This is a genomic window from Neisseria weixii (assembly GCF_002327085.1).
Lineage (GTDB): Bacteria > Pseudomonadota > Gammaproteobacteria > Burkholderiales > Neisseriaceae > Neisseria > Neisseria weixii.
Map to the genome: position 1 here is coordinate 648,631 of NZ_CP023429.1, position 12,847 is coordinate 661,477.

Consider the following 12,847-nt stretch of genomic DNA (forward strand, 5'->3'; position numbering starts at 1 on the left):
CAATGAAAGGGGAATGTACAATGACAACTTATGAAGAAATGACTCTAAAGGCAATTGAATTGTTACCTGAAACCGAATCTTATGAATCAGCATGGCTAAATGCGGCAAGAATTTGTAATAAGAGCGTATCTGTGCAGAAAAAGGGATGCCCTGAAAATGCATTTCCAGGATTGGCTGAATCCGGCTTGATTAAAAATGTTCCTGCAAAATTTAGCCATCAGCCTCAATCCCGAAATGCTCAATATGCCATAAAAGCTGTGAAACTATTAAAGCAAAAGCCTTGTTTGGCGGAGAATAAAAAGAGGTTGTGGAATGCGGTGATAGAAGAGTCTAAAGAGCATAACGGGCGGATGGGTGTTGTTTTAGCATTGTGGAATAAAGGCTTGATTATTTGATAAAGCCGTCTGAAAACATACAATCAAATTTTTACAACCGCAGCCTTACCTTCCGCATTCCTATTCTATACAATGCGCATTTACACGCCGTTTGGCTGTGTGGGGAAATGAAGCCGCTTTAACAAGAAACTTTTACTTTATGAATTACCGCTACAATAATTTTTACCAAATGCTGGTGTCGGCGAACCGCCAATCCGCCAAACAGACCGCTATTTTCAACGACGAAAAAAAAATCACTTACGGACAATTCAAGCAGCAGGTCGACGCGGTGGCCGCTTATCTGCAAAGCATTGATGTGAAGTTCGGCGATAAAGTGGCGCTGGCCGTATCGAATTCGCCCGAATTCATCGTGGCTTACTTTGCCGTTACGGCGTTGGGCGCGGTGGCTGTGCCGATGAATACGTTTTTGAAAAACGACGAATTTGCCTATATTCTCAATGATTGCGGTGCCAAGTTTCTATTTGCTTCAGACGGCCTGAAAGAAGTCAAAGGCTTGGAAGACAAAACCAAGCTGGAGAAAACCATTTGGATCGGCGATAAGCCGTTGGCCGATAAAAAACACGCCCATTTTGCGGCGGCTTTGTCGTTTCCGGAAAAGCCGGATTTAAGCCGTCAGCCGGCCATTGATGATTTGGCACACATTATCTATACGTCGGGCACCACCGGCCATCCGAAAGGTGCGCTGATTACCTATAAAAACCTGTTTTCCAACCTGCAAGACGTGGAGCAGGTGTTTCGGATTTCGCGCAAAGACCGCTTTGTCGTGTTCCTGCCGATGTTCCACAGCTTCACGCTGACGGCGATGGTGCTGCTGCCGATTTACATGGCCTGCTCGATTATTTTGGTGAAATCGGTGTTTCCGTTTTCCAATGTGTTGAAACAGGTTTTGTTCAAACGCGCGACCATTTTCTTGGGTGTGCCGGCGATTTACACCGCAATGGGTAAGGCGAAGATTCCGTGGTATTTCCGCTGGTTCAACCGTGTGCGCCTGTTTGTCAGCGGCGGTGCGCCTTTGGCTGAACAAACGATTTTGGATTTCAAGGCCAAGTTCCCCAAAGCCAAGCTGATTGAAGGCTATGGTTTGAGCGAGTGTTCGCCGGTGGTCTCCGTCAACACCTTGGAGCAGCAAAAAGTCGGCAGTGTGGGCAAACCACTACCGGGTTACCAAGTCAAAGCGGTTGACGACGAATTGATGGAAGTAGAAAAAGGCGGCGTGGGCGAACTCATCGTCAAAAGCGATGCGGTGATGCAAGGCTATCTGAATATGCCGGGCGCGACCGACGAAGCGATTGTCAACGGTTGGCTGCGTACGGGTGATTTGGTGCAGATTGACGATGACGGCTTTATTTTCATTGTCGACCGCAAAAAAGATTTGATTATTTCCAAAGGCCAAAACATTTATCCGCGCGAGATTGAAGAAGCGCTGTATAAAATGGACGCGGTGGAAGCGGCGGCGGTGATTGGCGTGAAAGACCAATATGCCGATGAAGAAATCGTCGCTTTTGTGCAGGTCAAAGACAACATGATGCTGGATGAAAAAGAAGTGCGCGCTTATTTGCGCAAAAATCTGGCGAATTTTAAAGTGCCCAAGCACATTTATTTTAAAGACGGGCTGCCGAAAAACGCCACCGGAAAGGTGTTGAAACGCGTGTTGAAACAGCAGCTGAAAGAAGAGCAATCGGCCTCATAAGGCCGTCTGAAAAGCGTGGTTGGCCAATCACGCTTTTATGCTATGGAATCCATCATGACCCCGATTTTACACATCGAAAACCTCTATGCTTCGTTCCCGGGCAAGCAGGTGTTGTACGACATCAACCTTACCGTGCAAGCCGGGCGAAAGCTGGCGGTTGTCGGCGAGAGCGGCAGCGGCAAAACCGTGTTGGCGCAGGGGATGATGCGGCTGAATCCGGCGGTGTCGTTAACAGGCCGTCTGAAATTTGAAGACACGGATTTGTTGACGCTGCCTGAGCGCAGTCTGCAAAAGCTGCGCGGCCGCGACATCGGCATGGTGTTCCAAGAGCCGATGACGGCCTTAAACCCTGTGATGCGTGTGGGCAGGCAGATTGCCGAAGTATTGATGCTGCATTTGGGCCTGACCGCCAAACAAGCATGGGCGCGCGCCGTCGGGCTTTTGTGTGAAACCGGCATTCGGCAGCCCGAAGAAAAAGCCCTTGCCTATCCGTTTCAATTATCGGGTGGGCAGCGGCAGCGGGCGATGATTGCGATGGCGGTGGCCGCGGAGCCGAAATTGCTGATTGCCGACGAACCGACCACTGCGCTGGATGTGGCGGTGCAGGCGCAAATTCTCGATTTGCTGTCGCGTTTGCAACAGGCACGCGGTATGACCTTGGTGTACATCAGCCACGATTTGAATTTGGTGCGCCGCTTTGCCGATGACGTGGTGGTGATGCAGCATGGCCGTATTGTCGAGCAAGGCAGCGTGGAAGACGTGTTCAGACGGCCTCAACACGAATACACCAAGATGCTGCTCAATGCCGGCGCGGTGCGGCAGGCGGTGGATTTGCCGCAAAATCCTGCGACTGTGTTAGAAGGTGAAGCCATCAGCGTATCGGTAAAAGAGCAGGCCGGTTGGTTTAAAAAACGCCGCAAAATTCTGCTGCAACCCTTAGATTTTCATTTGAAAGCGGGTGAAACCTTGGGCATCATCGGCGAGAGCGGCAGCGGCAAAACCACCTTGGCCAAAGCGGTGATGAATTTGACGGATGCGGAAGGCCGTCTGCAAATCAACGGCCAAGCATGGCGGCCCGAATTACGCCGGGAAATCCAAATGGTGTTTCAAGACCCGTTCGGCGCATTCAATCCGCGTATGAATGTGTTCGACATCGTTGCCGAAGGCTTGCGCGTACACGAGCCGCAGTTGAGCCGCGAAGCCATGCGCGAGAGAGTAGCGGAAACCTTGCGCCAAGTCGGTTTGCCTGAAGACGTGATGACGCGTTATCCGCATGCGTTTTCCGGCGGCCAACGCCAACGGCTTGCCATTGCCCGCGCGATTATCGTGCGTCCGAAAATTTTGGTGCTGGACGAGCCGACCAGCGCGCTTGATGTACAATGGCAGCAACAGATTTTGGCTTTGCTGGCCGATTTGCAGCGTCAGCACGGCTTGAGCCTCATCATCATCAGCCATGATTTGGCGGTGATTCGCGCACTTTCGCACCGCGTAATGGTGTTGAAAGACGGGCAGATTGTCGAAGAGGGGATTTGGATGCCGTGTTTGCAAATCCTCATGCCGCGTATACGCAAAATCTATTGTTGCACGCAGGGGCTTGAAATTTTCCGCCATTAGCCCTATTCTGCCAATATACAAAAAACCTGAACTGAAAGGATAACACTATGAGCAGCGAACTGATTGTACACACTACTGATGCCAACTTCGAACAAGACGTTTTAAAATCAGACGTGCCGGTATTGTTGGATTTCTGGGCATCATGGTGCGGCCCTTGCAAAATGATTGCCCCGATTTTGGACGATGTTGCCGCCGAATACCAAGGTAAAGTGAAAGTCGTGAAAATCAACATCGACGACAACCAAAATACCCCGAACCAATTCGGCGTGCGCGGTATCCCGACTTTGATGGTTTTCAAAGACGGTCAAAACGTGGCCACTAAAGTAGGTGCATTGGCAAAAGGCCAATTGACTGCATTCTTGGATGCGTCTATCGCTTAAATCTTTGAACGAATAAAAAAGGCCGTCTGAAACCTTGTGGTTTCAGACGGCCTTTTGCTGCGGAAAAGATATAGGCAGAATGTTTAGACAAGTAAGATCTTTGCAAAATCTTCATTATTGGCACATTTCTTCGTTATGCGCTGCCCGAAAGCTTGCCTGTCTAAGTGATATGTCTGCGCTTTCTGTGCTGTTCTAACTTCGAACTGTGCCAATAATGAAGATTTTGCAAAGGTCTCACGCTGTCAGCAAACTGTGGAAAAGTAGGATTGGTCTTTGAAAGATAGACGAAAAATCAAATTGATTGAAATTTAAGCGGCTTGGTGATATTAAGAACAAGGCCGTCTGAAACAGAAAACACACAGTTCACATCATCAAAGCTGTGCGCAGCCTGTGTATAAATTGCCTTTTTTATTGATAGATAAACGAAAAATAATGCTGCTTAAAATTTAAGCGAAGATTAAGCTTAATCACAGCACGACAAGCGAGAATTGTGTGCAGTCTGTTGATAACTCATCTATCTTTATGAAATCTAAACATAAAAATGTGTTGCTTAAAAATTGGGCAAATGAGGGCAGCGGTTGCAGACGGCCTGCGCTATAATTTCATTATCGGTTGGCAAATAAAGGAACATCATGCACACATTATCGGCAGAAGTGCGCTTGGCGCAGGCTAAAGCACGGTTACGTCGCAGCCGCCGCTGGGCAACCGGCCTGCTGCTGGCCGCTTGCGTGTTGTTTGTGCTGTCCACACTGTATCTCAAGCATTATCCTTGGTTGGCGTATGTGAAAGCCTTTTCCGAAGCAGCGATGGTCGGTGCGCTGGCCGATTGGTTTGCCGTAACTGCGTTGTTCAGACGGCCTTTGGGTCTGCCGATTCCGCATACCGCCATTTTGCCGCGCAATCAGGCCCGGATTGCCGATGAGTTGGGTCGGTTTATTGAAAACAATTTTTTGCAGGGCAAACCGATTGCGTTAAGGGTGTATCAGGCGCAGCCGAGTGATAAATTACTCAGTTGGCTGGCGGGCGAATCGGTGCGCAGCCAATGGTTGCCGTGGGTGGCCAAGCAGATTCCGCTGCTGTTGAACATCGCCAAGCCCGAGCAAGTGGCGCGCTTTTCCGGCATGATGTTGGCGCAGCAATACAATGGCGAGAAAATCGCCAAAACGATTTCAGACGGCCTGCTGCTGCTCAAAAAGCACGGCATGCACGAAACCTTGTATTACAGCTTATTGAAGCAATTGCGCCGCTGGCTGAAAATCCCGAAACGCGCGAAATGTTGGAGCAAAACCTGCGCGAATGGGCGGCCAAAATCGAAAGCGATGCACCGAGTACCTGGGATAAATTCAAAGCCGCGCTGAAATCAACAGTGGTAGAAAAAGTGGATGATTGGGCGGCTGCTAAGGCTTTGGATTGGGCAGACGGTTATTTGGCTGCTGCCATGCAAGGTGATGAAAATGCCATGCGCCGCCGCTTTGACGAGCAATACGATGCCATTATTGATCGGCTGCAGACTTCACGTTTGTGGCACCGCCGTTTAGAAGCCGCCAAAATGCAGATTGCCGGATCACCAGCCTTGCAAAACAGCTTGCAAAGTTTTTGGAAAGGGCTGCAAAAATGGGCAGAGGATGATGTGGCTAAAACTGATTCACTGTGCGCCGCGCAATTGCAAAAACTGCTTGATCATATGCTGTCGCAGGCGGAAGCCTATCCGCAGTTTATGCGCAGGGCGGATGTGCGCCTATCGCTGATGGTACGCGATTTCGTTATGCGTTATAAAGAGCAGGCGGCGCAATTTGTGGCCGATAAAGTGAAAAGCTGGGACAGCGCGCAAATGGTTGAAAAACTCGAGCTCAGCGTCGGTAAGGATTTGCAGTATATCCGCATCAACGGCACGCTGGTCGGTGGCTTGGTCGGGCTGGCGATTTATGTGGTGTCGCAATGGTTGGGGTAGCAAGATAAGTTTGAGGCCGTCTGAAAGATGAACGTTCAGACGGCCTTTTCATATTATTTATTTTCAAGCAAACAAAAAAGCCATTCAAGCATGAAATTGCGTTTATTTAAAATATTTTCATGGTTTATTGATTAAATTATTTTGATGAATCATTTATTTAGAAATTTTCAAATGGCCAAATAAGGTTTGGCGACAGTAGCTGTTTATTTTTATCTTGATTGTAAATGGCTATTAAAAGTGACAAATTCTGTCATGTGCCAAAAAAAGAACATCATACCTGCCGAGAATCAAAAAAAGATGACAAAAAAAAGCATATTGCCGTGATTGGATACTATTAGGCGATATGTATATTTAATGATTTATGCATGTTTTTTTTATATATTTTTATTTTTAAAATATATAGTTATATATTTATTGGGCGGGATTTAAATTTTTGGCATGCACTTTGCTTGATAGACAGTAAGAAACAAAACGGTGCGCAAGAAAATAACGGCAATCTGTTGGGTTTCTTCATGAAAAAAGCAAACATATTACGCGGAAATCATCAAACGGAAAACCGTTGCGATACTCAGCAATAAAATTGCGGGAAAACGTCATCACTATCTTCGGATGGTGATGACATCTTACAGAATAAAAAAGTAACACGAATCTTGCCCAATCAAAACAACAACAGGATTTAAAAAATCCGATTATCTCCCTAAAACTTATTACGGAAAACGCAAAGGCCGTCTGAAAAGCTGGTAATGAAGCCTGTATCCCGCCCGCTTGAAAGACGGCCACTTTTTTATCTTGTTTTGAACAAAACGAATACAAAAAAGCCCTGTTGACAATCAACAGGGCTTTTTTAACGGTTGGATTACAGACCGCTCAAGCGTGCGGTGTCGTGTGCAATCATCAACTCTTCGTTGGTTGGAATCACCACGGCAACGGCTTTGCTGTCGGCAGTGGTAATCACGCCGGCATTGCCGAAGCGGGCAGCCAAGTTGGCGTCTTGATCGACATTCAGACCCAAGAAGCCCAAGTAGCCCAACACTTTGCTGCGGATCAGGTCGGAGTTTTCGCCGATACCGCCGGTGAAGGCCAATACGTCCAAACCACCGGCGGCTACTGCCATGCCGGCAACGTATTTCGCCAAGCGGTAGCAGAACACTTCCAGCGCCAATACTGCGCCGGAGTGACCCTTGGCCGCCTCTTCTTCGATGGCGCGGCAGTCGCTTGACAATTCAGACAAGCCCAGCAAGCCTGATTTTTTGTTCAGCATGTCGGTCACTTGCGCGATGGTCATATTGGCGTTTTCAGCCAAGAAACCGAATACCGCAGGGTCAACGTCGCCCGAGCGCGTACCCATTACCAATCCTTCCAGCGGAGTCAAACCCATGCTGGTGTCTTGGCATACGCCGTTGGCGATGGCGGCAATTGATGCCCCGTTACCCAAGTGGGCAATTACCATGCGCAAATCGTTTTTGTCTTTGCCCAAGAAACGGGCAGCTTCGTCAGCTACATAGCGGTAGCTGGTGCCGTGGAAACCGTAGCGGCGCAGGCCGTATTTGCTGTACAACTCACGCGGTACGGCATACATATAAGCGCGTTCCGGCATGGTTTGGTGGAACGCGGTGTCGAATACGGCTACGTTTGGCAGGCCTTTGAAAATGTTTTGGGCAGCACGCACGCCCAACAGGTTGGCAGGGTTGTGCAACGGCGCCAACGGAATGCATTTTTCGATACCGGCAATCACGTCTTCGGTAATCAAGGTTGATTCGCTGTATGCTTCACCCCCGCTCACGATGCGGTGGCCGATGGCGGCGATCTGGCTGTCGAAGCCGTGTGATTTCAATTCTTCCATCAAGGCTTCAACTGCGCCGGTGTGGTTCGGACCGGCAGTCAATTCAACTTTGTGTTTTTCGCCGTTGAATTTGAAGGTAATGTAGGCATCGGGTAAGCCCAGTTTTTCTGCCAGGCAGCTCAACAACACGTCGCCGCTGTCGTTATCTAAAACAGCACCTTTTAATGATGAACTGCCGCAGTTTAAAACCAAAATCAATTTTTGAGACATCTGTAGGCTCCTAAAGGTTTTCAGACGGTCTGTGGTATGATTGCCAAAACGCGGGAGAGCCGTCTGAAACAGGTTAATAAAAACATTCAAAGGCTAGTCTATTCGATATAAAAAGTCAATGCCGCAGGCCGACTATGTTGATATGCTCTATTTATTTCAAGCATTGGTCACGGCAAACTGCTGCACACAAAAAGATGCTAAGATAGAAACCGCCTGAAAGCCAAAAGCAGAGGGCATTGATCTGCCGTTCAGACGGCCTTTTATATGATTTATTTAATATATGATTTATTTAAAGACAAAACCATGCATTATTTCAGTATTCATACCCAACAAGGCGAGCATTTGGGCTTTTTCATCATGCTGGCCGATGACGAATCCGAAACCCAGCCGCAAAGCGGACAGTTTGCCGTCAAACTCCACAGCGAAGAAACGCCCGGAGACCAAGCGGCGGTGATGGCGTTGCAGCCTTGGCAGGATGTGGCTGAGCCATTGCTTTGGCGCGTGGAAAAAGACCGCGTCGAACTCTTTGCCGGTGACACCAATATCGGCGCCATCCGCAACGAATACCTGACCTTATCCGGCCAAATGCTGGTTTTAAACGATTTGACAGGAATGATGTAATGGAAAGTATGTATCTTTTGGTGCCGCTGAGTATTATTTTGGCCTTTATCATCGGCTTTTTTTCTGGTGGTCGGGCAAACACGGCCAGTTCGACGATTTGGAGGGACCGGCCTACCGCATCCTGATGGACGACGATTCCACCGACAAACTGCTTGACAAAGAAGATTCAGCCGAAGACGAAGCCAAATGAGCATCAAAAAAGATTATCTCGATTTCAAAACCAGCCGCCGTTTCTTGCCTTTGTTCGGCACGCAGTTTCTCGGTGCGTTTAACGACAATGTGTTTAAAACGGCGCTGTTTGTGATGATCAGCTTCTACGGTTTGGGCGGCAACGAATGGATTCCGGCCAGCCAAATGCTGAATCTGGGCGCGTTGCTGTTTATCCTGCCGTATTTCCTGTTTTCCGCTTTATCCGGCCAACTGAGCAACCGTTTTGATAAAGCCGTGCTGGCACGTTGGATTAAAGTGTTGGAAATCATCGTGATGGCCGTGGCGGCGTATGGTTTTTACATTCAATCTGCGCCGCTGTTGCTGTTCTGCCTGTTCTGCATGGGCACGCAATCGACCTTGTTCGGCCCGTTGAAGTATGCCATTTTGCCCGATTATTTGAATGATAAAGAGTTAATGATGGGCAACAGCCTGATTGAGTCGGGCACGTTTATCGCCATTTTGTTCGGGCAGATTTTGGGCACATCTTTGGCCGGTGTTCCGCCGCACATGGTCGGCATGGTGGTGATGGCGGTGGCGGTTTGCGGTACTTTGGCCAGCCTGTTTATGCCGTCTGTACCCGCCAAGGATCCGGATACCAAGATCGAACTCAACATCATCAAAGGCACGATGGGTTTAATGCGCGAAACCGTGTCTCATAAACCTGTGTTCACCGCCATTATCGGCATTTCGTGGTTTTGGTTTGTCGGCTCGGTTTATACTACCCAATTGCCGACTTTTACCCAAATCCATCTGGGTGGCAACGATAATGTGTTTAACCTGATGCTGGCACTGTTTTCCATCGGTATCGCCATCGGCTCGGTATTGTGTGCCAAACTCAGCCACGAACATTTGCGCTTGGGGCTGGTAACTGTCGGCGCCATCGGCCTGACCGCCAGCGGTTTGCTGTTGGTGTGGCTCACGCACGGCCAACGTTTTGCTGAACTCAGCGGTATTATGTGGTTTTTATCGCAAGCCAATGCTTATCCTGTGATGTTGGCCATGACGGCCATCGGATTTTTCGGCGGCTTTTTCTCTGTGCCGCTTTACACATGGCTTCAGACGGCCTCCAGCGAAACCTTCCGCGCGCATGCCGTGGCGGCCAACAATATTGTTAACGGTATTTTTATGGTGACGGCGGCGATTATCAGCGCGGTATTGCTGATGTTGTTTGAAAGCATTACCTTGCTGTATTTGATTGTGGCACTGGGTAATATGCTTTTGCTTGTTTATCTGATTAAACGCGAACCGCGTTTCATTTTGAAGAAAAACCGTTGATAAATAACCTGAAAGGCCGTTTGAAAATTCGGACGGTCTTTCTCGTTTATCTGTATAATAAACGCTTATTTCAACCTGATTTTCAAGCGCATGATTTATCCGTGGCATCAGCAAGAATGGCAGCAGCTTGCCGCGCATTGGCAGAACCAGCCCAATGCATGGCTGTTTACCGGTAAGCAAAATACCGGTAAAACGGCGTTTGCGCGTTATGTGGCGCAGGCGTTGCTGTGTGAAAGGCCGTACCACGGGCAGGCTTCGCACTCTGAAAACCATCAGCCTTGTGGCGAATGCGCTTCGTGTCATTTGTTTTCCCAAAACAGCCATCCCGATTTTTACGAACTCACGCCCGAATTACCGGAAGATGGCAGCGTGGGGCGCAAATTGCTGCAGATTAAAATCGATGCCGTGCGCGATATTGTCGAGAATATTTATCTCACGGCTGTGCGTGGCGGGTGGCGGGTGGTGTTGGTGCATCCGGCTGAAAGCATGAATGTGCAAGCGGCCAACGGTTTGCTCAAAGCCTTGGAAGAGCCGCCGCAGCATGTGATTTTTCTGCTGGTAACGCACGCTCGGATAAATTGTTACCGACGATTAAAAGCCGCTGCCGGCAGATGGTATTGCCTGCGCCGAGCCGTGATGAGGCCTTGGCTTATCTGCAAGAGCAGGGTATGGACAATGCGGCTGCCTTGCTGGCCTTCCACAGCGGTGCGCCATTATTTGATGTTGTGCACGAGTTAGACGATTCGCGCCAAGGCCTGCTCAACATACTCGCCGCGCCGCGTTTGCTGGCGATGCTGGATTATGCGGCGGCGTTTGACAAACAGAAGCAGCCGCTGGCCGTGGTTATTGATTGGCTGCAAAATGGCTGATTGATGTCGGCTTGGCGCAGCAAAACATGCCGCCGCTCTATTATCCCGATTTTGCGGCGCAATCGGCAGCCGTTGCCGCCAAAACCGAACCACACCGCTTATTTGCACTTACAGGCCTTCTGAATCAACTCAGCCCTTACGGACACCATACCTTGAGTGTTAAAATGCAGCTTGAATATATCCTAATTGAATATCTCAACTTTTGGCAAAATAAATAAGGTCACCCGATGAGCACTAAAGAAATTCCGGCCAAGATGATGGCTTTGAAGTTAAAAGAAAAAACCACGCTTTACAACTGCTACATGCCGTTTTTTGAATACGGCGGTCTGTTTGCGCCGACCGACGATGTGTTTTCGCTGGGTGAAGACATTTTGTTGGCGGTAGAAATCGGCGAGCATCCCAAGCTTTATTTACCGACCAAAGTCGCATGGATTAATCCGGCGCGTACCTCGGCCAACCGCCCGAAAGGCATTGGCTTGGCGTTTTCATCTCACGAAAACTGCCTGCAAACCAAATCCATTATCGAAGATGAGCTGGGCAATGCATTGCGCAGCGACCGTGCCACGTTTACCCTTTAATTAAGCCGGTTTATTTATGCAACTCATTGATTCACATTGCCATCTGAATTTTGAAGGCTTGGCCGGCCGTCTGCCGGAAGTGTTGGCCAATATGGCGGAAAACGACGTCAAGCAAGCGCTCGCCATCAGCGTGAGCAAGCAAAGCTTTGACGAAGTGTTCGCCATCGCCCAAGCGCACGAGCAGATTTACTGCACCATCGGCGTTCACCCCGACAGCGAAGAAGCGGAAGACTTTACCGTAGCCGAAATGGTGGCGCAGGCGCAGCATCCGAAAGTGGTCGGCATTGGGGAAACCGGTTTGGATTACCACTGGTGCAAAGGCGATTTGGCTTGGCAGTATCAGCGTTTTGCCGATCATATTCAAGCGGCGAATGAAACCGGTCTGCCGGTAATCGTGCATACCCGCGATGCCGGCGAAGATACGCTGCGCATATTAAAAGAATCTCAAACCAATTCAGGCGTGATTCACTGCTTCACCGAAGACGTGGCCTTTGCCAAAGGCGCATTGGATTTGGGGCTGTATATTTCGTTTTCCGGGATTGTAACCTTTAAAAACGCGTCGCAGATTCAGGAAGCGGCAAAATATGTACCGAAAGATAGAATGCTGGTGGAAACCGATGCGCCTTTCCTTGCGCCGGTACCGAAACGCGGCAAACGCAACGAGCCGGCTTATGTGCGCCATACCGCTGAATTCATCGCCCAGCTGCGTGGCGAAGCGGTGGAAGACGTGGCCGTGTATACCACGGAAAACTTTTATCAGTTGTTTCAAAAAGTGCCGCGCCGGGTGGAATAAGGCCGTCTGAAAAATGAGTTGCCTACATGATTTTATGTTTTTCAGACGGCCTGTTTGAATGATGGAAAGGAAATAAAATGTTGAAAGCGTTAATTATGGCTGTCATCACTGCTGCTGCATTGGCCGCTTGCGCGCAACAAAACGAGCCTGAATCGCCGGTAGTCGGCATGGCTAATCCCGCTGCCGAATTTTGCGTGAAGCAGGGTGGCAAGCCGGTAATCAAAAAAGATGCGCGAGGCAATGAATATGGCGAATGCCACTTACCCGATGGCAATGTGGTGGAAGAATGGGCATATTTCCGTCAACACCATCAATAATGTAATTGTTTAAAATAGAAATAATGTAATACAGCGTTACAACTTACTCATGTGTTGGGTGTACGTGGCGGCCGTTGTTGCCTTGTTTTATTTCTATGTCA

At 49.1% G+C, this 12,847-nt stretch carries 9 protein-coding genes and 4 pseudogenes; 12 read left to right on the forward strand and 1 reads right to left on the reverse strand.

Going from position 1 to position 12,847, the window contains the following annotated elements; genetic code table 11:
• Positions 1-20 precede the first annotated feature (20 nt).
• The 5 genes and pseudogenes from CGZ65_RS03200 (at position 21) to CGZ65_RS03220 (ending at position 6,030) form a co-directional block, all read left to right on the forward strand.
• Positions 21-395 carry a DUF6979 family protein gene (locus CGZ65_RS03200; protein ID WP_123803772.1) on the forward strand — a complete coding sequence of 125 codons (375 nt, stop codon included), beginning with the start codon at positions 21-23 and terminating at the stop codon, positions 393-395.
• A 139-nt stretch (positions 396-534) separates the two neighbouring features.
• Positions 535-2,085: a fatty acid--CoA ligase gene (locus CGZ65_RS03205; protein WP_096294798.1), complete on the forward strand. Its 1,551-nt coding sequence runs from the start codon at positions 535-537 to the stop codon at positions 2,083-2,085.
• A 51-nt stretch (positions 2,086-2,136) separates the two neighbouring features.
• Positions 2,137-3,683, forward strand: a pseudogene (locus tag CGZ65_RS03210) (ABC transporter ATP-binding protein).
• A gap of 63 nt (positions 3,684-3,746) precedes the next feature.
• Positions 3,747-4,079, forward strand: coding sequence for a thioredoxin TrxA (gene trxA / locus CGZ65_RS03215; RefSeq protein WP_096294799.1), 333 nt, complete (start codon positions 3,747-3,749; stop codon positions 4,077-4,079).
• A gap of 806 nt (positions 4,080-4,885) precedes the next feature.
• Positions 4,886-6,030 (forward strand): annotated as a pseudogene (locus tag CGZ65_RS03220) (DUF445 domain-containing protein).
• Between the two features lie 856 nt (positions 6,031-6,886).
• Here CGZ65_RS03220 and CGZ65_RS03230 read toward each other — a convergent pair.
• Complete coding sequence (locus tag CGZ65_RS03230; RefSeq protein WP_096294801.1) at positions 6,887-8,083, reverse strand: acetate kinase; 1,197 nt, start codon at positions 8,081-8,083, stop codon at positions 6,887-6,889.
• Between the two features lie 303 nt (positions 8,084-8,386).
• Here CGZ65_RS03230 and CGZ65_RS03235 point away from each other — a divergent pair, with 303 nt between their 5' ends.
• The 7 genes and pseudogenes from CGZ65_RS03235 (at position 8,387) to CGZ65_RS03265 (ending at position 12,746) form a co-directional block, all read left to right on the forward strand.
• Complete coding sequence (locus tag CGZ65_RS03235; RefSeq protein WP_096296078.1) at positions 8,387-8,704, forward strand: HLGFF motif protein; 318 nt, start codon at positions 8,387-8,389, stop codon at positions 8,702-8,704.
• Positions 8,704-8,894 (forward strand): annotated as a pseudogene (ccoS, locus tag CGZ65_RS03240) (cbb3-type cytochrome oxidase assembly protein CcoS). Before CGZ65_RS03235 ends, ccoS begins: the two are co-directional and overlap by 1 nt.
• Positions 8,891-10,189 carry an MFS transporter gene (locus CGZ65_RS03245; protein ID WP_096294802.1) on the forward strand — a complete coding sequence of 433 codons (1,299 nt, stop codon included), beginning with the start codon at positions 8,891-8,893 and terminating at the stop codon, positions 10,187-10,189. The pseudogene ccoS and the gene CGZ65_RS03245 overlap by 4 nt, the downstream one beginning before the upstream one ends.
• A gap of 90 nt (positions 10,190-10,279) precedes the next feature.
• Positions 10,280-11,276: pseudogene (locus CGZ65_RS03250) on the forward strand (DNA polymerase III subunit delta').
• Between the two features lie 9 nt (positions 11,277-11,285).
• Positions 11,286-11,636, forward strand: a complete 351-nt coding sequence (locus CGZ65_RS03255) for a PilZ domain-containing protein (protein ID WP_096294803.1) — start codon at positions 11,286-11,288, stop codon at positions 11,634-11,636.
• Between the two features lie 16 nt (positions 11,637-11,652).
• Positions 11,653-12,429: a TatD family hydrolase gene (locus tag CGZ65_RS03260; RefSeq protein ID WP_096294804.1), complete on the forward strand. Its 777-nt coding sequence runs from the start codon at positions 11,653-11,655 to the stop codon at positions 12,427-12,429.
• Positions 12,430-12,506: 77 nt separating this feature from the next.
• On the forward strand, positions 12,507-12,746 hold the full coding sequence (locus tag CGZ65_RS03265) for a putative hemolysin (protein WP_096294805.1): 240 nt from the start codon (positions 12,507-12,509) through the stop codon (positions 12,744-12,746).
• Positions 12,747-12,847: the final 101 nt, after the last annotated feature.

What these genes read in the sequence shown, in the direction of transcription:
- CGZ65_RS03200 (WP_123803772.1), top strand. Translation starts at nt 21, where the DNA reads ATGACAACTTATGAAGAAATGACTCTAAAGGCAATTGAATTGTTACCT.
- CGZ65_RS03205 (WP_096294798.1), top strand. Translation starts at nt 535, where the DNA reads ATGAATTACCGCTACAATAATTTTTACCAAATGCTGGTGTCGGCGAAC.
- trxA (WP_096294799.1), top strand. Translation starts at nt 3,747, where the DNA reads ATGAGCAGCGAACTGATTGTACACACTACTGATGCCAACTTCGAACAA.
- CGZ65_RS03230 (WP_096294801.1), bottom strand. Translation starts at nt 8,083, where the DNA reads ATGTCTCAAAAATTGATTTTGGTTTTAAACTGCGGCAGTTCATCATTA.
- CGZ65_RS03235 (WP_096296078.1), top strand. Translation starts at nt 8,387, where the DNA reads ATGCATTATTTCAGTATTCATACCCAACAAGGCGAGCATTTGGGCTTT.
- CGZ65_RS03245 (WP_096294802.1), top strand. Translation starts at nt 8,891, where the DNA reads ATGAGCATCAAAAAAGATTATCTCGATTTCAAAACCAGCCGCCGTTTC.
- CGZ65_RS03255 (WP_096294803.1), top strand. Translation starts at nt 11,286, where the DNA reads ATGAGCACTAAAGAAATTCCGGCCAAGATGATGGCTTTGAAGTTAAAA.
- CGZ65_RS03260 (WP_096294804.1), top strand. Translation starts at nt 11,653, where the DNA reads ATGCAACTCATTGATTCACATTGCCATCTGAATTTTGAAGGCTTGGCC.
- CGZ65_RS03265 (WP_096294805.1), top strand. Translation starts at nt 12,507, where the DNA reads ATGTTGAAAGCGTTAATTATGGCTGTCATCACTGCTGCTGCATTGGCC.